This is a genomic window from Arthrobacter sp. SLBN-100 (genome assembly GCF_006715305.1).
GTDB lineage: Bacteria > Actinomycetota > Actinomycetes > Actinomycetales > Micrococcaceae > Arthrobacter.
The window spans coordinates 3,577,988-3,597,104 of sequence record NZ_VFMY01000001.1; the positions used below are offsets into that span (position 1 = coordinate 3,577,988).

Here is a 19,117-nt window from a genome sequence, read left to right on the forward strand (position 1 = left end):
TCCCCCGCAGTCCCCAACGTACGGGGCGAAAGCCAAGCTTGCAAGGGTATCGACACTCAGAGTCGTCAGCGCATGCCCTCGCGGCGGATGGCGGTGGCGATGGCAGCGGCCCTGGTGTCCACCCCGGGCTTGGCATAAATATGCGCAAAGGTGGGTCTTGACCGTGGAACAGTGCAGATCCTGATCGCCGCCGGCGCACGGGTCAGGAACGCTCCCGGAGGTCACGTCTTTAGTCGGGCCCGCGGCTGGCCTTCGGACTGACCGCGCCGCTGAGTTTCCCCACCTTTTCCGGTCGGGCACGACGACGCGCCGCACTTTTGGTGCGGCGCGCCGCCGTCGTGCCCTAAAGGTGGGGAAACCCGGCGGGACTACACAGCCTCGAGGACGCTGACGTAGTTGGCAATGCCCACGCCGCCCATGTTCTGGACCGCCGCCCGGCGCGGGCTGGCAAGCTGCATGGCACCGGCCGTCCCGGTCAGCTGCATTGCGGCGATGACATGCTGGGATACGCCGGTTGCGCCCACAGGGTGGCCCTTGGCCTTCAGGCCACCGGAAACGTTGACGGGCAGTTTGCCGTCCTTGTACACCCAGCCTTCCTCGATGGCGCGGGCGCCCTGGCCCGGCTCCGTGAGCCCCATTGCCTCGTACATCAGCAGTTCGGCGATGGTGAAACAGTCGTGGACCTCCGCGAAGTCCAGGTCCTCCAGACGCGTACCTGCCATGGCCAGTGCCCGCTGCCAGGACACCCGGGTGGCACTGAAGGCTACCGGGTCCCTGCGCGCGGCCGGGAAGAAGTCGTTGGCGTGGCCAAAGCCCGCGAGCCGGACGGGACCGGTGGCGCCGCCGGTTGGGGAAGTGGACAGCACGACGGCGGCAGCACCGTCGGACACAGGGGAGCAGTCCGTGCGGCGCAGGGGATCGGCCACCATGGGGTTCTTGTCCGAGACGGTGCGGCAGAACTCCTCGCCGAGGTCCTTGCGGAGCTGGGCGTACGGGTTGTCCACGCCGTTGCGGTGGTTCTTGGCGGCGATGCTGCCCAGGACGTCGGAAACGGTTCCGTACCGCTTTTCGTAGTGCTTGGCCACTTCGGCAAAGAGCCCGGTGAAGCCAGTGGTGGATGCTTTGCCCGCCATGTCATAGTCAGCGCCAAGCAGTCCTGCCCCCACAACGTCGGCTCCAGCATGGGTCATCTTTTCGGCGCCGATCACCAGCACGGTCTTCGCGGTGCCGGCGAGCAGGGACTTGGTGCCCTGCTGGAAGGCTGCGGAACCGGAAGCGCAGGCGTTCTCCACCCGGGTAGCCGGAACATTCGCCAGCTCGGGGGAGACCTGCAGCGCGAGCGACGACGGGAACGCCAGCGGCATCATGCCGGAGTTGAACTGGCCGAGGTAGATCTCGTCGATCCGGCCCGGCTCGATGCCGGCATTCGCAATGGCTTCGGTGGCCACCTGGACGATCAGGGACTCCAATGTCTCGTCCGTCAGCTTCCCGAAACGGCTGTGTCCCCAGCCCGTGAGCAGGACATCCTTGCCGAACTGTTCCTGCAGGCTCATGCTGTGGCTCCTTCCAGGGCCGATTCCCCCAGGGCAGGGGTGTCCAAAGCAGGGGTGCCCAGGGCAACCGTGAACTCGGCCTCCGTCTTGCCCCGGATCTCCTCAACGGTGACCCCGGGGGCAAGGCGGGTCAGCGTGAGCTGCCGCCCCCCGCCGTCTGTTTTTTGCTCATTCTTCGCAATATCGAAGACCGCAAGGTCGCTGATGATCCGGTCCACCACGCCGATGCCGGTCAAGGGGAGAGAGCATTCCCGGACAATCTTGGCGCTGCCGTCCTTGGCGTTGTGCTCGGTAAGGACCACGACGCGGGGTGTCCCGGCCACCAGGTCCATGGCGCCGCCCATGCCCTTGACCATCTTGCCCGGGATGGTCCAGTTTGCGAGGTCGCCACTGCCCGAGACCTGCATCGCTCCCAGGATGGCCACTTTGACGTGGCCGCCGCGGATCATGCCGAAGGACGTGGCGGAATCGAAGATGCTGCCGCCCGGCAGCACGGTGACGGTCTGCTTGCCGGCATTGATCAGGTCGGCGTCCTCCTCACCCTCGTACGGGAACGGCCCCATGCCCAGCAGGCCGTTTTCACTCTGCAGTACAACCCGGACGCCGTCGCGCAGGTTGTTGGCCACCAGCGTGGGAATGCCGATGCCCAGGTTCACGTAGTCGCCGTCGTTCAGTTCCTCGGCCGCGATGGCAGCCATTTCATCCCTGGTCCAGGCCATGGAGTACTCCTCAGGTAGGTGTTCGGGTGTCAGACGGCCAGGGCTTCGGTTTCTACGGAAACAGCACGCTGCCGGACGGTTCGCTGCTCAATGTCCTTGACCCTGCCGCTGGCTTGGACCAGGCGCTGGACGAAAACGCCAGGGGTGACGATGTGGTTGGGATCCAGCTCGCCCGGTGCCACAACCACCTCCGCCTCCGCAATGGTCAGGAGCCCTGCCGTTGCGACCACAGGGTTGAAGTTCCGGGCGGTGTAGCGGTAGACGAGGTTTCCGTCCGTGTCCGCGGTGTGGGCATGGACCAGTGCGACGTCGGCCCGGATGGCGCGCTCCTGGACGTACCTTTCGCCGTCGAACACCTCGTGCGGCTTGCCTTCGGCAACCAGGGTTCCTACGCCGGTTTTCGTGTAGAAGGCGGGGATGCCCGCACCACCGGCCCGCAGGCGTTCCGCGAGGGTGCCCTGCGGGGTGAACTCGACCTCCAGCCGGCCGGCAAGGTATTGCTCGGCGAAAAGTTTGTTTTCACCCACATAGCTGGCAATGACTTTCCGGACCTGGCCCGCCTCGATAAGGATGCCAAGGCCTTTGCCGTCTACACCCATATTGTTCGAGACCACCGTCAAGTCCTTCACGCCGGAATCCCGGATGGCTTCGATGAGGTCTGCCGGAATGCCGCTCAGGCCGAATCCGCCCACGGCAAGAGTCATTCCGTCCCGCAGTGCCCCTTCCAGGGCGACGGCGGCAGCTGGCTGAAGTTTGGACATGGCGCCTCCTCGTTGAGAGTCCCGAAGTTCGTGTCCACTTTGTGGACAGTGGGTCTGAATAGGGACACTAGGGGTGCACCACCAGGGCTGTCAAGGCGACAAGTTGTCCGGGAATGGCGCTGCTTCTACAGTGTGGACGGTAAGGTGATAGCGGTCCATATTGTGGATACATAAAGGAGAAAAGTGAGTAATTCGCCAGTGCCCGGCGCCCAGGTGGTCAGCCGGGTCGCGCGGTTGCTGCGACTCGTGGGGCGCGGCGCGGACGGAATGCCGCTGTCCGCCCTGGTGAACGAATCCGGCCTCACCCGGCCCACCGTCCACCGGCTGTTGTCCTCGCTGGCTTCCGAAGGCCTGCTGGACCACGACCCGGGCAGCGGGAACTGGGTGCTGGGGCCGGAGATTTTCCTGATGGGGTCGGTGGCGTCGGCACGCTTCCCCCTGGAGGACATTGCACGGCCCAGCCTCCGCCGGCTTGCCGAGGCAACCGGCGAGAGCGCCTTCTTCTCCATCCGCCGCGGGGCCGAGACGGTGTGCCTGCTGCGGGAGGAAGGAAGCTTCCCGGTCCGCTCCTTTGTGTTGCACGAGGGTGTCCGGTTCCCGCTGGGGGTGGCCTCCGCCGGCACCGCGATCATGGCTTTCCTGCCAGAGGCCGAGCAGGAGGAGCTGCTGCATGACTGGGCCGGACACGCAGGGGCGTTCGCGGCAGGCCATCCGAAGGAGCTCGTCCGGGCGAACCTCGCGGAAACCAGGCTGACAGGCTACTCGGTAAATCCCGGGCTGGTGCTGGAAGGCAGCTGGGGGATGGGCGCAGCAGTGTTCGATCAGTCCGGCAGGCCAGCGTGGGCGCTGTCGCTGACCGGCATTGAACCCCGGTTCAAGCCGGAGCGGCGGGAAGAGCTGGGCAACCTCCTGCTGGCCGAGGCGCACCGCATCACCCAGCAGCTGGGCGGCGCCGGGAAAGGCAGCCGGCCCCGCTGAGTCTCCCCGGCTTTCCCGCAGAACTTTCGACGGCGCGCCGCCCTTTTGGTACGACGCGCCGTCGTGCCTTCCGAAAGGTGGGGGATTTCAGCGCCGCAGGGTCAGGCGCTGCAGCGGGCCAGGCAGGGGCGGACTACAACCCGGCGCGGGGCTCCTCCGGACCCTGGCCCTTCCACCAGGTGTCAAAAATGGTGACGGGGACGGTGCGCTTGTGCCGCGTGCGCAGGTACTTCGTTTCGATCGATTCCGCCACCGATTCGGGAACGTCCCGGCCTTCCAGGTAGTCGTCGATCTGGTCGTAGCTCAAGCCCAGCTCGTCCTCGTCGGTCCGGCCCGGTTTGTCATCCAGCAGGTCCGCGGTGGGCACCTTTTCCCAGATGCGGGCCGGTGCGCCAAGCTCGGCCAGCAGGGCGCGGTTCTGCCGCTTGTTCAGGCCGAACAGCGGCAGGATGTCTGCGCCGCCGTCGCCATATTTCGTGAAGAAACCGGTGACCGATTCGGCACCGTGGTCCGTACCGATGACCAGGTAGTTGTGTTCCCCGGCCAGCGCATACTGCGCGATCATGCGGGTGCGTGCCTTGGTGTTGCCCTTATGGAAGTCGGAGATTTCCGAGCCCACGGTCTTCTCGAACTCGTCCTCGAAGCCGTCCACCGCTGCTGAAATGTTGAACGTCCACTCGGTCTTGGGCCGGATGAAGTCCAGGGCCGCCTGGGCGTCTTCCTCGTCGTGCTGGACGCCATACGGCAGCCGCACGGCCACGAAGTTAGCGTCGACGCCCTCGGACTCGAGCTCCTCGACCGCCAGCTGGGCCAGTTTTCCGGCCAGGGACGAGTCCAGTCCGCCGGAAATTCCCAGGACAAAGCCCTTGGTGTGGGTGGCTTTGAGGTACTCCTTCAGGAAAGTGACTCGTTTGCGCACCTCCCCTGCGGGGTCGATCCGGGGCTGTACGCCCATTTCTTCAATGATCCTGGCCTGGAGTTCGCGCATGTGCTCCAGCCTAGCCAGCAGTGTCAACGGCGCTCAAGCATCCACACCGGCACGCCCACACTAAACTGGAGACCATGACTTCCCCCAGTGACACTGCAGTTGACGCTGCAGCCGCCCGCGCCCGCCTGCTGGAACTGATCAAGGAGCTTGCCGTAGTCCGCGGCAAGGTGATCCTGTCCAGCGGGGCGGAAGCCGACTACTACATCGACCTGCGCCGCATCACCCTGCACCACGAGGCCTCGAAGCTGGTGGGCCAGGTTATGCTGGCGCTGGCGGACGAGGCCGGCATCGACTTTGAGTGCGCCGGCGGGCTCACCATGGGAGCCGACCCCGTGGGTACTGCAGTGATGCATGCGGCCCGTGACGCCGGCCGGACGGTTGACGCATTCGTGGTCCGCAAAGCCCAGAAGTCCTACGGCATGGGCCGCCAGGTGGAGGGTCCCTCAGTGGAAGGCCGCAAGGTGCTGGTCCTGGAGGACACCTCCACAACCGGCGGTTCGGCGCTGACGGCAGTGGAAGGAGTCCGGCGGGCCGGCGGGAACGTGGTGGCTGTTGCCGTCATCGTGGACCGGGACACCGGAGCCAAGGAAAAGATCGAAGCCGAGACGGGTGTGCCCTACCTGTTCGCGTTCGGCAAGGACGAGCTGGGCCTTTCATAGCGCTGTCCCAGTCATAGCACTCCCGTCATTGCTGCCCGGGTGTGCGTGGCCGGGCAGCGGTGTTGGATCTGAGGTGGAGGTCGTTTATCATTTGCCTTATCCCCTCATTCCCCGTACGGAGAACGTGCACAATGCTCCCAACTGACCAGCCCTTGAACCCCACCGAGCAGGTCCAGAACCTTATCCTGGACAGCGCGGACTTCGAGGACTTCATGAACGAACTTGCCCGGTTTTCGGCACGCCAGGTGGCCGGCGAAGGCGAGGACGCCCTCTGCGGCATCACCTTGCTTCGCGACCGGAAGGCAGCCACCATCGGCTGGAGCAGCGACTCTGCGCGGGAAGTGGACGAGATTCAGTATTCGCTGTCGCAGGGACCGTGCCTTACTGCCGCAAAAGAGGAACGCGAAGTCCACGTTCCTGACCTGTTCGAGGAGAACCGGTGGGGACCGGACTATGCATCCGCAGTCGCCTCGCACGGGCTGCGGTCAGTGTTGTCCCTGCCGTTCAACCTCCAGGGCGAGGCCAAGGCGGCCTTGAACCTTTATTCCGACGTTCCGCATAAGTTCGATGAACGCGCCGCCGCCAAGGCGCGGGGCTTCACTCGGGAAATTTCACAAGCCCTCCGGCTGGCCGTGCGGTTCTCGCTTCACTCTGACAGTGCAGCCAATCTCCGGGCAACCCTGCATTCCCGGACCATCATCGACATCGCCATAGGCATCGTCATGGCCCAGAACAGGTGCAGCCAGGAGGCTGCGGTGAGTATTCTCACCGAGGCTGCCAGCAACAGCAACACCAAGCTGCGGGACATCGCCAAGTCCCTCGTGGACTCCGTCGGGGGAGTCGGGACGCGAACGCATTTCCAGGAACCCGGGCAGTTGCAGACGGATCAAACAGCGTAGCCTTCCGCTTGTGCCGGGATCCTGCCGGAGGTTAGGCTTAGCGAGGTTGAGCCGTCGGCCATAGACACCTTTTTTGGAGTACCTATGGACCGCATACTGAATGCCCTTGTCAATCTCGACGTCCCTGCCGACGTTGTCCGCATCGATGTCCAGGGAACCCTCAACCAGGATTCACGGCCTGGCCTCGTCCAGATCATCCGGCGTATCCGGCGCATGGGGATCCAGTCCCACATCCGTGTTGAGCTCTCACGGGCTGCCTTGGTTGAGTCCTCCGCACTCGCGGGCCTTCGCCAGGACCTCAACGACATCGATGCCGGCAGCTTGATGGGAATCCACGGTGCCGGGGTGTCGCTTGACCTTTCACCTGCGGATAGTGAGTCCCGTGGCGAAGAACTGCTGACCGTTATCGACGGCTTTTCCGCTGATTCCATTGCAGAAACCAATTCCATTGCAAAACTTGATGCCATCGAAGCCGCAGCAGCCATGCCGGGCTTTGATGGGGCCCCGCCCCTGGAACTACCGGGGCTGGGGGCGTGGGGCGGCCGGGTGCTGCAGGAGTTTTCGGACGAGGAGCTGCTGCTCGCCAGCGACACGCTCTTCGCCCTGCTGGACAACCCCGGGGCTTTTGCGGGATCGGACCTTCTGGCCCGGTATGACGACATAGGCCGGGAGATCACGCGGCGCCAACAGGACAGCGCCAGCCCATTTCCCACAACGGAAGGCCAGGCCGCCAGCTGAACCACTCCCGCTGACCAGGCGTCACTGAATGGTTACCGCGGCCTTCTTGCGGCGGCGTCTTCCGTTATGCCTACGGTAGGGGTGTGCCATATGAGGGGGACACAAATTCGCAGGACCGGCGGGGGGCTTCCGGAGCCCGGCTGCTGGGACAAGCCGCTGCCCTTAAACAGTTTTCCCGCCGCGCGTTCCTGACTGGAGCAGGCGCATCCGGCGTGCTGGCCGCCGACATGCTCCTCACCCGGGAGGTGCAGTCGCAGCGCCGTTCCAACAGGATCCTCGCGATGCCGGATGAGTTCGCCGAAGCCTACTACCCGGACGCCAGCTGGTTCCTGTTCCCCGGCTACAAAACCAGTTGGGAAGAAGCGCAGTGGATCCTGAACTCCCTTCGCGGCACCCTGAACAAGCGCGCCCGGCTCGCCGCGGTCGGCTATTCGAACCGGGGGCTGGACATCGATGAGCTGGTCATCGCCGTCCTCGAGTACGTGCGCACCGAGAAGCTCACCAAGGTGTTCTTCTACGGACACAGCTTCGGCGGGATGGTGGCCACGCAGGTGGCTGCCCGGCTGCTCGAAGTCCACGGCGTCGAGGTGGAGCTGATTGTGCTGGACTCCAGCCCCTACAGCAAGCACGACGTGCTGGACCAGAGCTGGTTCGACGGCGTGGTGTTCCTTTACGAGCGCGGCTTCCGGTTCCCGTCCACGCTGCGCGGCGGGTACGAGCTGGGGGAGCGGGTGATCCACAAGGACGAACGGAGCTGGCGCCAGATCCTTGACCAGGCGCTTGAACAGCTGTCGCCGATCGCCCCGTCCAACCTGCTCATCCAGTCCGAGTCCGCGTACATCTACCATTTCGACGGCCTGCAGTTCGTGGACAAACTGGGCAGTGCCAAGATGGCCTACATCGGCAATCCCCGGGACCGCACCGTCCGCTACCAGACGGCGGTTGAGGCCTGGGCGGTGGCGTTCAAGGCGAACATGGTTTCCAGTGACCTGCAGACTGTCGGTGCTGCTCCGGCCCACGCCAGCCCGGGCTGGAACCCGAACATCTACCGGCCCCTCCTGCAGCGGCTGCTGGACGAGAACTTCCCGTTGCCCCGGGGCGGATCCCGGGTGACGGTCTTCTAGTGCCGGCCTAGATCTGGTTCTTCAGGTCCGCCACCGAGTTCAGCACCTGGTTGGGGCGGAACGGGTACGAGCCGATCTCTTCGCGCTGGGTAATACCGCTCAGGACCAGGACCGTGTGCAGCCCGGCTTCCATGCCGGCAATGATGTCCGTGTCCATCCGGTCGCCGATCATAGCGGTGGTTTCCGAATGCGCGTCGATCTGGTTCATGGCAGAGCGGAACATCATCGGGTTGGGCTTGCCCACGATGTACGGCTCCCGGCCGGTGGCCTTGCTGATCAGGGCTGCGATGGCCCCCGTGGCGGGCATGGGACCGTCCTTGGACGGGCCGGTGGCATCCGGGTTCGTGGCAATGAACCGGGCGCCGGCAAGGATCAGCCGGATGGCCATGGTGATCGCCTCGAAGGAGTAGGTGCGCGTCTCGCCAAGCACCACAAAGTCCGGGTTCTGGTCGGTGAGGATGAAGCCTGCCTCGTGCAGCGCCGTCGTCAGGCCTGCCTCGCCGATGGTGTAGGCGCGGTTGCCGGACCCTGAACCCTCCACCTGGTCCTTGAGGAACTGGGCGGTGGCCAACGCGGACGTCCAGATGTTTTCTTCGGGAACCTCGAGCCCCGAAGCCTTCAGCCTGGCGGCCAGGTCGCGCGGGGTGAAGATGGAGTTGTTGGTGAGGACCAGGAAGCGCTTTGATGTGTCCACCCACCGCTGGATGAGCTCCGCTGCACCTGGAATCGGCTGGTTCTCGTGGACCAGGACGCCGTCCATGTCCGTCAGCCAGCACTCGATCTCCTGGCCGCTGCGGTACACCGCTGGTGACCCTACAACCTTGTCCGCTTCTGCCATGCCTACCTCCGCCGGTGAATGAAAGCCGAAAGGTCCAGTCTAGTGTTGAGGGGTGAACCAAACGCCCGGTATGACGTCCGAACCGCAGCCTGAGCCGGAGGAGGCCGCCACCGAAAAGGCGGAGGTGGGCGTCGGGCCCTGGGAAGGCGAACTGCCCGAAGGCGAGCACTGGGACCCTGACCTCCTGGCGGACGGTGACCGGCGCAACGTCCTGGACAAGTACCGCTACTGGAAGCACGACGCGATCGTGGCGGAGCTGGACTCGCGGCGGCATAACTTCCACGTCGCCATCGAAAACTGGCAGCACGACCTCAATATCGGCACCGTGGTGCGCACCGCGAACGCGTTCCTCGCCAAAGAGGTGCACATCATCGGCCGACGGCGGTGGAACCGGCGGGGTGCCATGGTCACCGACCGGTACCAGCATGTCCGCCATCACCCCACCGTTGAAGATTTCGTAGCGTGGGCGCAGGGGGAGGGGCTGGCGATCATCGGGGTGGACATCTTCCCTGACTCGGTGCCGCTGGAAACCTACGAACTGCCCAGGGACTGCGTGCTGGTGTTCGGCCAGGAAGGCCCCGGCCTGACCCCGGAGGTGCACGAGGCCGCCGTCGCCACCTTGTCCATCGAACAGTTCGGCTCCACCCGGTCCATCAACGCAGCCTCCGCCGCGGCGATCGCCATGCATGCATGGGTCCGCCGGCACGTCTTCAACCAGCACGTGCAGCAACCGGGGGCTGGCACTTAGCGGTGCTCCCGGCGGTGCATAGGCCCCGAATGCCATCCCGCGCCAGTGTTACCGTCCGGTGACCCGAAACACTCGGCCCGTCCGGGAATGGCTAGGATGGTGCTAGCCGTAAGCGGTACTCCAGGGTTACCAGCCCACAGACGAACCTCAGCATAGGAGTCAGCATGCCCATTGCAACCCCAGAGATCTACTCCGAGATGATCGACCGCGCAAAGGCGGGCGGCTTCGCATTCCCGGCCGTGAACGTAACCTCCTCGCAGACGCTGAACGCTGCCCTCCGCGGCTTCGCCGAAGCTGAGTCCGACGGCATCGTCCAGGTCTCCACCGGCGGTGCGGCCTACTGGTCCGGCGCCTCCACCAAGGACATGGTTGCCGGTTCGCTGGGCTTCGCGGCCTTCGCCCGCGAAGTGGCCAAGAACTACAACGTCAACATCGCCCTGCACACGGACCACTGCCCGAAGGACAAACTGGACGGCTTCGTCCTGCCGCTGCTGGCTGCCTCGGAGGCCGAGGTCAAGGCCGGCCGCAACCCGCTGTTCAACTCGCACATGTGGGATGGCTCCGCCGAGACCCTCCAGGAAAACCTGCGCATCGCCCGCGAACTGCTTGAGCGCACCGCTGCCGCGAAGATCATCCTCGAGGTCGAAATCGGCACCGTGGGTGGTGAAGAGGACGGCGTGGAGAACGCCATCAACGACAAGCTCTACACCACCGTTGAGGACGCCCTGGCCACCATTGATGCGCTCGGCGCCGGCGAGAACGGCCGCTACATCACGGCACTGACCTTCGGCAACGTCCACGGCGTGTACAAGCCCGGCGGTGTGAAGCTCCGCCCGGAGATCCTCAAGGACATCCAGGCCCAGGTTGGCGCCAAGATTGGCAAGGACAGCCCGTTCGATCTGGTGTTCCACGGCGGCTCCGGCTCCTCGGACCAGGAAATCGCGGACGCCGTCTCCTACGGCACCATCAAGATGAACATCGACACCGATACCCAGTACGCCTACACCCGCCCGGTGGCGGACCACATGTTCCGCAACTACGACGGCGTCCTCAAGGTCGACGGCGAAGTGGGCAACAAGAAGACCTACGATCCCCGCGTCTGGGGCGCATCGGCCGAAGCCGGCCTGGCAGCCCGCGTGGTCGAGGCCACCAAGCAGCTCGGTTCGGCCGGAAAGACCTTCTAGGAATGTCCGACGAGTTCCGCCGGAACCTTATGGGCCCCGAGCCCACGCTCCTGCCTGCCGAGACTGAGGTCAACCAGCAGCTGGAAGCGGGCCAGGAGCCCCTGGATCTCGTAGCCAGGCACCCCACATCCTCGCTGCTCTGGGCCCTGCTCGCGGAAGAGGCCTGGGCGGAGGGGCGCACCATTGACTCCTACGCCTACTCCCGGGTGGGCTACCACCGGGGACTGGACTCGCTGCGCCGCAACGGCTGGCGTGGCGTCGGCCCGATCCCTTGGGAGCACGAGCCCAACCGCGGCTTCCTGCGGGCGCTGTACTCCCTGGGCCGGGCATCCGCAGCCATCGGCGAGGCCGAGGAGCCGGAGCGGATCGAGAAGTTCCTGAACGACTCCGACCCGGCAGCCAAAGCAGCCATCGAAGGTCAGTAAACAGCAACGCGGGGTCACTTTCCGCCCTCTCCGGCCGCCGGATTGGGCTGAAAGTGACCCCGCCTTGGGTTAAAGTGCGACGGCGGGCGGTCGCCTTTCGAAAAGGTGACCGCCCGCCGTCGTTCCCTAAGCGGTGGTTGAGCCTGTCGAAACCTGATTTCGGCGAGCTCAACCAGCGTATGGCTATGCCTTCTGGAGCCCGGTGCGTGCCATGGCGTCGGCGTAAGCCACGCGCATGGCCTCGAGGTATTCCTCCTGGCGGGCGGGCGAACCTGCGAAGGCGCGGCCGCTGAGGGAGCGCACCTTGTAGGTCTTCAGGCCGCGGCGCCAGAGCAGCGGAACTTCGGTCTTCAGCAGCAGGTTCGCCAGGCGGTTGGCTTCCGTGCCGTGCGCTACGATCACGGAAGCCCGGGGGACCAGGGCCAGGAACTTAAGCAGCGGCTTCAGGCCGGCGGACACCTGGTCCGGGGTGAACTTCCCGTTCGGCTCCCCGGGGATGTGCCAGGGGTGGACGTTCCAGGGCATCACGTACTCCGGGCGAAGCCCCAGCTTCCACTGGATTCCGAGCATCCGGGTGGCGGCGTCGTGGTCCCCGGCCGTGATGAAACCGGACTTATCGGCCTCGCCGATGTTCGAGTACAGGCTGATGATCCGGCACTCGTCGACGTCGTGCATGGGGTCTACGTAGGGCACTGCCGTGCCGGGCTTGGCCTCCTGCAGGGAATCGCACAGTTCGTTGACGGCTGCAACATTGGGTTCGTAGCGGCGGTTCAGAAGCTGCTCATGGAAAGATTCGGGTGCCAGGGCTGTCATGTAGGGCTGGGTCTCCTGCGGGGATTGGTGTTGCTGCCACCGCGAAAATGGGCGCACGATGGCGCAACAGATCCGAGGTGGTTGAAATGGGGCGGACCGATTCCTGGTCGGCCTTTACCAGTTTAGCAAGCCGCGCAAAACGAAACGCCGGTCCCGCGCACCCGATCCAAGCGGGGCACGGAACCGGCGGGTCCGGTGTGCTGTTGCCGGCTACCAGAGGCGCTTGGTGGCCCGGCGCGCACCCTCGCCCAATGCTTCCAGCTTGGCGAAAGCGATCTGCGGGTGCACCCTGCCGCCCAGGCCGCAGTCGGTGGACGCGATGATGTTCTCCCGGCCCACCACCTCCGCGAAGCGGACAATCCGGTCTGCCACCAGGTCGGGGTGCTCCACCACGTTGGTGGCGTGCGAAACGACGCCGGGAATGATGACCTTGCCCTCGGGGAGCTTGGTGTCCTCCCAGACCCGCCACTCGTGTTCGTGACGGACGTTGGCGGCCTCGAAGGAGTAGCCGCCGGCGTTGACCTGCAGCACTGATCCGAGGATGTCCGCGAAGGGAATGTCCGTGGTGTGCGGTCCGTGCCAGGAGCCCCAGCACACGTGCAGCCGGATCTGCTCCTGCGGGAGGTCACGCAGCGCCCAGTTGGTGGCCTCCACCCGCAGCTGGATGAACTTCAGGTAGTCACCAAGAGCAGGCTCAGGGTTGATCTGGTCCCAGCTTTCGGCAAGTGACGGATCATCGAGCTGGACCGTGAGTCCGGCATCGATAATAGCCTTGTATTCCTCACGCATGGCGTCGGCGCATGCGTACAGCAGTTCCTCGTCGGTCTTGTAGTACTCATTGGCAACCCGTGCGCAGGACCCGGGGGAGAGCGAGGCCACAAAGCCCTCGGACAGCCCTGCGGCGGCCAGCCCGCTCTTCAGGTTCTTGACGTCGGAGGCTACCAGGTCGTGCCCGGTGTAGGTGAGGGGCCCTGCGATCTTGGGCTGGGAAACGCTCTTGCGGTGAGCCAGGATGCCGGCGGACGGGTCATTGTAGGCATCGTTGAACTTCTGCCGGTCACGACGGTCCGGGAAGGAGGTCAGGACAATGTTCCCGGGGGAGGACCGGCGCACCTGGGTATCAGCCCAACGGTCCACGTCCGTCGCTTCGAGGCCGCCAAGCCGGGCGAAGGAGTAGTTCCACCAAGCCCCGTAGTCAACGGAACTGGACATCGTGTGCCCATATTCGCCGTCGTTGGCGATATCGATGCCCAAGTCCTTCTGGCGCTGCACCACGTCCGCCACTGAGGCTTCCAGCAGGTCAAGGAATCCAGTGGTGATGCCCTCCTGCTCCTTGGCGGCGTTGGCGGCAATCAGCTCAGGTGTGCGGGGCAAAGATCCTGCATGGGTGACGCGGATGTGGTCTGTATTGAGGGACACTGGAATTCCTTTCCATCGGTCCTGGCAGTAGCACCTTCGCAGGCAGGTGGTAGCTGCAAATCAGCGGGGTTGCTGCGGCGTCAACGATCCAGGTCTCTCGGCCGCTCCGGATGGTTCACTCTCACTTAATTCCAAAGACTTCCCGGGAGCAAATCCGGTCCGGATTGTTTCGCACGTCAGGGGAGGCGGACGTACTTTCCGGACCGTAATAACTGGATACGCACTCCTGTTATATGCATTGACAGGTTTCGTTTAGCTTGGTTGGCTCTTGTCACAGGCCGCAATGGGGGACATGGCGGACTGGACGCACCCAATGCACTCGAAAGAGGTAACGCACCGTGAGAAAAACCCTGGCAACTTTCAGGACCCTGGCCGTTTCCGGAGCCCTGGCAGTGGCAGCAGTGACAGCACCCGCACCGGCGATGGCCGTAGGCGAAGGCCCCAATTACGACGGGAACGGCCAGATCACCACCTCGAAGCTGGCCACTTATGACCAGATGGTTTCGTTCCTCAAAGACCAGGACGCCCGCCAGCCGGCGATGGAGCTGGAGGTCATCGGGCAGACGGTGAAGGGCCGCGACATCCACCTGGTCAAGTACATCTCCGATCCGGCCAAACCCACCATCCTTTACCTGACGCAGCAGCACGGCAATGAACAGCTCACTACCGAAGGCGCCTTGGAATTCGTCAAGCACCTCGGCACCGGCAAGTCAGGGGGCGTCCTTGACGGCGCGAACATCCTCATCGTTCCCATGCTGAACGCAGACGGTGCCATGGGTGATGTGAACTTCTCCCTGGACGGCTACCAGGCCAAGGGTGAGCGCAACATGACCCGCTACAACGCTGAAGAGGTGGACCTCAACCGTGACCATGTGGAGAAAATCCAGCCGGAAACCCAGGCGCTGCACAACAACGTGATGCGCAAGTACCGGATCGACTACATGATCGACCTGCACCACCAGGGCACCCGCAGCCAACGTGATGGAGAGCTTGTATCCGGCTCAATCCTGTACCCCACCACCCCCAACGCCGACCCGGCCGTTGTGGAGAAGTCCAAGCAGCTGGGCGCTGTGGTGTTCCGCAACGTCGACTCCACCGGCTGGGGCCACCTTGGCAAGTACGTGGGCGGCAGTGCCGAAACCATCAGCCGCAACGGCATCGCGGTCGAATACGGCATCGCAACCCTGCTGTTTGAAATGCGCGGCATGTCAGACCACTACCTGGACGGGTACGCCCTGGGCCTGCGCAGCAACGGGTACCTGATCAAGCAGACGGTGACCACGCTGACCGCCACGGCCGCAGCCATTGCCGACGGGTCAATTGCCGACGCCGACACCTCCTTCTGGGACAGCCTCGCCACCCAGACCTCCCGCCCGGGCGAGGAGGCCGACGGCGAGTAGCAGGCGTTGCCGTCCGCCGCGGCCCTGGAGTCCTTTTACTCCGCAAGACGGGCCGCGGCGGGCCAACGGGTGGACGAAGTCCCCTATCGGCTAAACTTGGGTGGTAAGGGCCCCGGAACTCTTGCATCGCTGTGCTGCCCCGCGGACCAGCGAAGGCCGGTCGATTCGGGGCATTCTCATGAACGGCGCTGTACAGGGCCGCCACGTTTGTGGCCGGGCCCGGCAGCCCGAACGAATGGGGGAGGATCCCATGCCAGCAATTGTGATCGTAGGAGCCCAGTGGGGCGACGAAGGAAAAGGCAAAGCGACCGACCTGCTGGGCGGCCGCGTTGACTACGTCGTCAAACCCAACGGCGGCAACAACGCCGGGCACACCGTCGTCGTAGGCGGTGAAAAATACGAACTCAAGCTGCTTCCGGCAGGCATCCTCAGCCCCAACGCCGTCCCCATTATCGGCAACGGCTGCGTGGTAAACCTCGAGGCACTCTTCCAGGAGATTGAGGGCCTCCAGGCGCGCGGCGCCGACACCTCAAAGCTCCGCGTCTCCGCCAACGCCCACCTCGTGGCCCCGTACCACCAGGTGCTGGACAAGGTGACGGAGCGCTACCTCGGCAGCCGCGCCATCGGAACCACCGGCCGCGGCATCGGCCCCGCATACATGGACAAGGTGGCCCGGCTGGGCATCCGCGTCCAGGACGTCTTTGACGAGTCAATCCTCCGCCAGAAGGTGGAAGGCTCGCTGCGGCAGAAGAACGAACTCCTGGTCAAGATCTACAACCGGCGTGGCGTGGTGGTGGACGAGATCGTGGAGTACTTCCTGTCCTTCGCAGAGCGTCTCCGCCCGCTGGTCATCGACAGCACCCTGGTGCTGAACTCGGCCCTGGACGAGGGCAAGGTAGTACTCATGGAAGGCGGCCAGGCCACCTTCCTGGACGTGGACCACGGGACCTACCCGTTCGTGACCTCCTCCAACCCCACCGCCGGCGGCGCCTCCGTGGGCTCGGGCATCGGCCCCACCCGCATCTCGCGCTCCATCGGCATCATCAAGGCGTACACCACCCGCGTTGGCGCCGGACCGTTCCCCACGGAACTGTTCGATGAGATGGGCGTGTACCTGCAAAAGACCGGCGGCGAATTCGGCGTCAACACCGGCAGGCCCCGCCGCTGCGGCTGGTACGACGCCGTCCTGGCACGTCACGCCTCCCGCGTCAACGGCTTCACGGACTACTTTGTCACCAAGCTGGATGTGCTCACCGGCATCGAGCAGATCCCCGTATGCGTAGCCTACGATGTGGACGGTGTACGCCACGATGAGATGCCCATGACGCAGACCGAGTTCCACCACGCCGTGCCCATCTTCGAGTACTTCGAGGGCTGGACCGAGGACATTACCGGGGCGCGCACACTGGCGGACCTCCCGGAGAATGCCCGGAACTACGTGCTGGCCCTGGAAAAGCTGTCCGGCACGCGTTTCTCCGCGATCGGGGTTGGTCCGGACCGGGACCAGACCATTGTGGTGAACGACCTCATCAACGACTGACGCAGGAATTACGACGCGGGCGGGCCACCTTCAAAGGTGGCCCGCCGCTTGTGTTGTCCGGGGAAATTACAGCAATTTACATGGGGTTAACGCCTTGGGTCTTGCGGGTCGCATGCCTACCGGCGAGACTCTTTGGTACAACCCGGTGATCCGATCACCAATTGTTCGACCAGACCCGCGGGAATAAGGGGCAGTGATGCGCCCGGACCGGCCGGTGGCAACGGCGCCGCCGGACAAGGACCCGCAGAACGGAAGGATTTGTTATGGCCGGAAAGTTCGAAGCGTTTGTTGACCACGATTCTTTTTTCAGGTTCCGCCTCCTTGCCCCGGATGGCACCATTATGGCCGTCTCCGGCCCCTTCGACAGCAAGTCCTCCCTCGCTGCCGGCATCGCCGCCGTCAGGGAATGCGCGGGCACAGGACTGGTGACCGATCTCTGCCCCGCCGGCACGCTGGCGCCTCAGGCACCTGCCGTAGTTCCGGCGTCGGCCGTTGAAACTGTCCAGGACGACTGCGATGACCGGCGCGTACCCGCCAATGCACACACTTTCAGCCCGGCCAAGGGGCCGCGCCGGCAGGGAAGCCGGCCACGCTGGATCACCGCAGCTGCCCGCTGAACGGGGCCGCAAAAGAATTCTTAAAATTTTTGCCCCGGGGCGTAACCCTTGGCGTGCCTGGAACGATTACCTTTATGTAGCGCCGGTCTGGAACTTGTCCCCCATCACGTTCCAGTCCGGCTCTTTCACTTTGCAGGAACGGCAGGGGCAGCTGCCATAACCTCACCCGGCACCTCATGCGTGGCGTGTCCGGACAGGGGTTGCCGAGGGGTAAAGTGATGCGGGGAAACGGCGTTCCGATGACCGGATACAAGCCTTCCCCTCAAGAAACCACCTCTCTTTGACTGAAAGCACCACGTCCGTGACTGATGCGCTGACTGACCGGGACCTGGGGGACCAGGCCGCCGGGTCATCCGTCTTCAGCGTCGTCTACCGGATGTATGCGTCACAGGTCCTGGGCTACCTCACGGCCCGGGGCGTCGAGGATCCGGAGGCGGCCATGCAGGAAGTGTTTCTCTCCGTCCTGCCGCGGCTGGACACCATCCAGGGCGGCCCTACAGGGCTCCGTACGTTCATTTTTTCGGTGGCCCACGCCCGGATGGTTGACGACCACCGGCGCCAAAGCCGCACTCCCGCCAAGCTGCCTTTCGAGCCCGAGCTGGACCAGCGGAAGGATTCCTCCGCCGAAGCGGAAGCCCTTGAACGGATTTCGCCCCAAGAGGTGCTGGACCTGCTCGACGGGTTGCCCGGGGACCAGCGCGAGGTCCTCTCCCTTCGCCTCGTGGCCGGGCTCACAGTGGAGCAGGCGGCTGAGGCGATGGGTAAAAGCCCGGGCGCAGTGAAACAGCTCCAGCGGCGGGCCGTGGGGAAGCTTCGGGAACTTTCGGCCGTGAAGGAGTACTTGAGGCCATGACACCCCAAGCCAATCGAGTACCTGCCCTGGTGGAGGAGATGCTCCTCGACGCCGGCCATCCGGAGGATGAGAGGCTCCGCGCCACCCTCCTGGCGCTGGGATACCTGGCATCACTGCCCGCTCCCGCCCCTTCCGGCGAACTGGCCGCACTGCTGGCCGCGTCCGGGGACGAGCTGCAGCAGCGGCGCCGGTTCCGCCGTCACCGTCCCACTGTTGTGGGACTGGCCGTGATCGCCGGGATGGGCCTGGGCATCGGCGGCGTCGCCGCCACGTCTGGTGGCTCCACCCCTGGTGCCAGCGCGTCCATCCAGCAGCTGCTTGAGGACTGGGGGCCGGACTGGACCATCGCCTCGGGGGTGGTATCGGCGCTGGCGCCCTACGGTCCACCTGCCGGCTATGGGGAGCTGCGGGACCTGGTTTCCACTGATGACCCCGCCGGGACCGGCGTTGCCGGAAACGGTGATATCCGCCTCCTTCGCGGCCCGGCGGGGGACCGGGCTCCGGCGTGCGGTCTGCAAAATCACGACGCCGGAGCGGCGACCAGCGGATGTGTGCCAGGGACTTCCGGTGCCACGGGGGACAACGCCGGCACCAGTAGGGACAAGGAAGGGGCCAGTTCCCCGTCCGCGCCGGAGGGGACGCCGGGCCTACCGGGCGGGGCAGGGACAGAGGATCCTTCCGGGACGCCAGGCGCGGGAACACCGGCGTCCGGCGTGGAAGCACCAGGCTCTGCAGGGCAAAAGACGGCTGCCCCCACGGGCGCCCCCGACAAGCAGGGCCAGCCGCCGTGGGCAGGCCCGGGAACCGGCCAGAAGGCCATTCCCCGGGCCCTATGGCTGGCCACGATCAACCGGTAGGCGG

Annotated in this window: 20 protein-coding genes, 1 pseudogene and 1 riboswitch; of the genes and pseudogenes, 13 read left to right on the forward strand and 8 right to left on the reverse strand. The window is 64.9% G+C overall.

The window, feature by feature from the left end; genetic code table 11:
• Window positions 1–65 precede the first annotated feature (65 nt).
• From FBY31_RS23400 to FBY31_RS16555, 4 genes and pseudogenes are all read right to left on the reverse strand, one after another.
• Window positions 66–168 (reverse strand): annotated as a pseudogene (locus tag FBY31_RS23400) (DNA-binding response regulator); the annotation flags it as partial.
• Between the two features lie 200 nt (window positions 169–368).
• Window positions 369–1,553 carry an acetyl-CoA acetyltransferase gene (locus FBY31_RS16545; RefSeq protein WP_142043334.1) on the reverse strand — a complete coding sequence of 395 codons (1,185 nt, stop codon included), beginning with the start codon at window positions 1,551–1,553 and terminating at the stop codon, window positions 369–371.
• Window positions 1,550–2,272 (reverse strand): 3-oxoacid CoA-transferase subunit B, encoded by a 723-nt coding sequence (locus FBY31_RS16550; protein WP_142043336.1) that lies wholly within the window; start codon window positions 2,270–2,272, stop codon window positions 1,550–1,552. The genes FBY31_RS16545 and FBY31_RS16550 overlap by 4 nt, the downstream gene beginning before the upstream one ends.
• A gap of 29 nt (window positions 2,273–2,301) precedes the next feature.
• Window positions 2,302–3,033 carry a CoA transferase subunit A gene (locus FBY31_RS16555; RefSeq protein WP_142043338.1) on the reverse strand — a complete coding sequence of 244 codons (732 nt, stop codon included), beginning with the start codon at window positions 3,031–3,033 and terminating at the stop codon, window positions 2,302–2,304.
• A 183-nt stretch (window positions 3,034–3,216) separates the two neighbouring features.
• Here FBY31_RS16555 and FBY31_RS16560 point away from each other — a divergent pair, with 183 nt between their 5' ends.
• A complete protein-coding gene (locus FBY31_RS16560; protein ID WP_142043340.1) occupies window positions 3,217–4,011 on the forward strand; it encodes an IclR family transcriptional regulator in 795 nt (264 codons plus the stop codon).
• Between the two features lie 133 nt (window positions 4,012–4,144).
• Here FBY31_RS16560 and nadE read toward each other — a convergent pair whose 3' ends face one another.
• On the reverse strand, window positions 4,145–4,999 hold the full coding sequence (gene nadE, locus FBY31_RS16565; protein WP_142043342.1) for an ammonia-dependent NAD(+) synthetase: 855 nt from the start codon (window positions 4,997–4,999) through the stop codon (window positions 4,145–4,147).
• A 74-nt stretch (window positions 5,000–5,073) separates the two neighbouring features.
• Here nadE and pyrE point away from each other — a divergent pair, with 74 nt between their 5' ends.
• From pyrE to FBY31_RS16585, 4 genes are all read left to right on the forward strand, one after another.
• Window positions 5,074–5,658, forward strand: coding sequence for an orotate phosphoribosyltransferase (gene pyrE, locus FBY31_RS16570; protein WP_142043344.1), 585 nt, complete (start codon window positions 5,074–5,076; stop codon window positions 5,656–5,658).
• 131 nt (window positions 5,659–5,789) lie between these two features.
• Window positions 5,790–6,557 carry a GAF and ANTAR domain-containing protein gene (locus FBY31_RS16575; protein ID WP_142043346.1) on the forward strand — a complete coding sequence of 256 codons (768 nt, stop codon included), beginning with the start codon at window positions 5,790–5,792 and terminating at the stop codon, window positions 6,555–6,557.
• 84 nt (window positions 6,558–6,641) lie between these two features.
• Window positions 6,642–7,295, forward strand: coding sequence for a hypothetical protein (locus FBY31_RS16580; RefSeq protein WP_142043348.1), 654 nt, complete (start codon window positions 6,642–6,644; stop codon window positions 7,293–7,295).
• Between the two features lie 83 nt (window positions 7,296–7,378).
• Entirely contained in the window at window positions 7,379–8,419 is a 1,041-nt protein-coding gene (locus tag FBY31_RS16585) for an alpha/beta fold hydrolase (RefSeq protein ID WP_142043350.1), read from the forward strand.
• A 7-nt stretch (window positions 8,420–8,426) separates the two neighbouring features.
• Here the strand turns inward: FBY31_RS16585 and FBY31_RS16590 are convergent, their stop codons facing one another.
• Entirely contained in the window at window positions 8,427–9,257 is an 831-nt protein-coding gene (locus FBY31_RS16590) for an HAD-IIA family hydrolase (RefSeq protein ID WP_142043353.1), read from the reverse strand.
• A gap of 52 nt (window positions 9,258–9,309) precedes the next feature.
• Between FBY31_RS16590 and FBY31_RS16595 the strand changes: the two genes are divergently transcribed.
• The 3 genes from FBY31_RS16595 to FBY31_RS16605 all read left to right on the forward strand — a co-directional run bounded on the left by FBY31_RS16595 (window position 9,310) and on the right by FBY31_RS16605 (window position 11,614).
• On the forward strand, window positions 9,310–10,005 hold the full coding sequence (locus FBY31_RS16595; protein WP_142043355.1) for a TrmH family RNA methyltransferase: 696 nt from the start codon (window positions 9,310–9,312) through the stop codon (window positions 10,003–10,005).
• 164 nt (window positions 10,006–10,169) lie between these two features.
• Window positions 10,170–11,189 carry a class II fructose-bisphosphate aldolase gene (gene fbaA, locus FBY31_RS16600; protein WP_142043357.1) on the forward strand — a complete coding sequence of 340 codons (1,020 nt, stop codon included), beginning with the start codon at window positions 10,170–10,172 and terminating at the stop codon, window positions 11,187–11,189.
• Between the two features lie 2 nt (window positions 11,190–11,191).
• On the forward strand, window positions 11,192–11,614 hold the full coding sequence (locus FBY31_RS16605) for a DUF3151 domain-containing protein (protein ID WP_142043359.1): 423 nt from the start codon (window positions 11,192–11,194) through the stop codon (window positions 11,612–11,614).
• A 183-nt stretch (window positions 11,615–11,797) separates the two neighbouring features.
• Here the strand turns inward: FBY31_RS16605 and FBY31_RS16610 are convergent, their stop codons facing one another.
• Both FBY31_RS16610 and FBY31_RS16615 read right to left on the reverse strand, forming a co-directional pair.
• Entirely contained in the window at window positions 11,798–12,427 is a 630-nt protein-coding gene (locus FBY31_RS16610) for a uracil-DNA glycosylase (protein WP_142043361.1), read from the reverse strand.
• 210 nt (window positions 12,428–12,637) lie between these two features.
• Window positions 12,638–13,846, reverse strand: a complete 1,209-nt coding sequence (locus FBY31_RS16615) for a cobalamin-independent methionine synthase II family protein (protein WP_142043363.1) — start codon at window positions 13,844–13,846, stop codon at window positions 12,638–12,640.
• Between the two features lie 9 nt (window positions 13,847–13,855).
• Window positions 13,856–13,963, reverse strand: a riboswitch (SAM riboswitch).
• A gap of 221 nt (window positions 13,964–14,184) precedes the next feature.
• Between FBY31_RS16615 and FBY31_RS16620 the strand changes: the two genes are divergently transcribed.
• From FBY31_RS16620 to FBY31_RS16640, 5 genes are all read left to right on the forward strand, one after another.
• Entirely contained in the window at window positions 14,185–15,246 is a 1,062-nt protein-coding gene (locus tag FBY31_RS16620; protein ID WP_142043365.1) for a M14 family zinc carboxypeptidase, read from the forward strand.
• A 250-nt stretch (window positions 15,247–15,496) separates the two neighbouring features.
• Window positions 15,497–16,786 carry an adenylosuccinate synthase gene (locus FBY31_RS16625; protein ID WP_142043367.1) on the forward strand — a complete coding sequence of 430 codons (1,290 nt, stop codon included), beginning with the start codon at window positions 15,497–15,499 and terminating at the stop codon, window positions 16,784–16,786.
• Between the two features lie 263 nt (window positions 16,787–17,049).
• Entirely contained in the window at window positions 17,050–17,403 is a 354-nt protein-coding gene (locus FBY31_RS16630; RefSeq protein ID WP_142043369.1) for a YegP family protein, read from the forward strand.
• Between the two features lie 301 nt (window positions 17,404–17,704).
• On the forward strand, window positions 17,705–18,256 hold the full coding sequence (locus FBY31_RS16635; protein ID WP_142045464.1) for an RNA polymerase sigma factor: 552 nt from the start codon (window positions 17,705–17,707) through the stop codon (window positions 18,254–18,256).
• Window positions 18,253–19,113 carry a hypothetical protein gene (locus FBY31_RS16640; RefSeq protein ID WP_142043371.1) on the forward strand — a complete coding sequence of 287 codons (861 nt, stop codon included), beginning with the start codon at window positions 18,253–18,255 and terminating at the stop codon, window positions 19,111–19,113. Before FBY31_RS16635 ends, FBY31_RS16640 begins: the two co-directional genes overlap by 4 nt.
• Window positions 19,114–19,117: the final 4 nt, after the last annotated feature.

What these genes read in the sequence shown, in the direction of transcription:
- FBY31_RS16545 (WP_142043334.1), bottom strand. Translation starts at nt 1,553, where the DNA reads ATGAGCCTGCAGGAACAGTTCGGCAAGGATGTCCTGCTCACGGGCTGG.
- FBY31_RS16550 (WP_142043336.1), bottom strand. Translation starts at nt 2,272, where the DNA reads ATGGCCTGGACCAGGGATGAAATGGCTGCCATCGCGGCCGAGGAACTG.
- FBY31_RS16555 (WP_142043338.1), bottom strand. Translation starts at nt 3,033, where the DNA reads ATGTCCAAACTTCAGCCAGCTGCCGCCGTCGCCCTGGAAGGGGCACTG.
- nadE (WP_142043342.1), bottom strand. Translation starts at nt 4,999, where the DNA reads ATGCGCGAACTCCAGGCCAGGATCATTGAAGAAATGGGCGTACAGCCC.
- pyrE (WP_142043344.1), top strand. Translation starts at nt 5,074, where the DNA reads ATGACTTCCCCCAGTGACACTGCAGTTGACGCTGCAGCCGCCCGCGCC.
- FBY31_RS16575 (WP_142043346.1), top strand. Translation starts at nt 5,790, where the DNA reads ATGCTCCCAACTGACCAGCCCTTGAACCCCACCGAGCAGGTCCAGAAC.
- FBY31_RS16580 (WP_142043348.1), top strand. Translation starts at nt 6,642, where the DNA reads ATGGACCGCATACTGAATGCCCTTGTCAATCTCGACGTCCCTGCCGAC.
- FBY31_RS16590 (WP_142043353.1), bottom strand. Translation starts at nt 9,257, where the DNA reads ATGGCAGAAGCGGACAAGGTTGTAGGGTCACCAGCGGTGTACCGCAGC.
- fbaA (WP_142043357.1), top strand. Translation starts at nt 10,170, where the DNA reads ATGCCCATTGCAACCCCAGAGATCTACTCCGAGATGATCGACCGCGCA.
- FBY31_RS16605 (WP_142043359.1), top strand. Translation starts at nt 11,192, where the DNA reads ATGTCCGACGAGTTCCGCCGGAACCTTATGGGCCCCGAGCCCACGCTC.
- FBY31_RS16610 (WP_142043361.1), bottom strand. Translation starts at nt 12,427, where the DNA reads ATGACAGCCCTGGCACCCGAATCTTTCCATGAGCAGCTTCTGAACCGC.
- FBY31_RS16625 (WP_142043367.1), top strand. Translation starts at nt 15,497, where the DNA reads ATGCCAGCAATTGTGATCGTAGGAGCCCAGTGGGGCGACGAAGGAAAA.
- FBY31_RS16630 (WP_142043369.1), top strand. Translation starts at nt 17,050, where the DNA reads ATGGCCGGAAAGTTCGAAGCGTTTGTTGACCACGATTCTTTTTTCAGG.
- FBY31_RS16640 (WP_142043371.1), top strand. Translation starts at nt 18,253, where the DNA reads ATGACACCCCAAGCCAATCGAGTACCTGCCCTGGTGGAGGAGATGCTC.